General features: G+C 48.1%; 1 protein-coding gene. It reads right to left on the bottom strand.

The window, feature by feature from the left end:
• On the bottom strand, positions 1-258 hold a 258-nt coding region (locus tag AB4507_RS22810; RefSeq protein WP_372183477.1), incomplete at both ends, for a VCBS domain-containing protein.

The following is a 258-nucleotide window of genomic DNA, read 5'->3' as shown; positions in this document are numbered from 1 at the left end:
CGTCGTTAGTGCCATTAATCGTGACCTTGATCGTCGAAGGGGTGCCATCGATGGACGACACCGTGAAGGTCTCTTCGACCTTATCGCCGACATTCAATTGATTAAATGCACTGTTGGCGGTGAAGACCCAATGACCATTAGCATCAATAGTCAGGTCACCGTTGGTGCCTGAAATAGAATCCGGTGTGAATGCATTATCTGGATTATCCACGTCGGTACTGGTCAACGTTCCTGATGTGGTTACCGCTTTGTCAGTTT

Origin of the sequence: Vibrio sp. 10N.222.54.A3, assembly GCF_041474095.1 — a bacterium.
Taxonomy (GTDB): Bacteria; Pseudomonadota; Gammaproteobacteria; order Enterobacterales; family Vibrionaceae; genus Vibrio; species Vibrio crassostreae_C.
The sequence above is the reverse complement of the archived record's forward strand: the minus strand, read 5'-3'. Positions and strand labels throughout refer to the sequence as shown.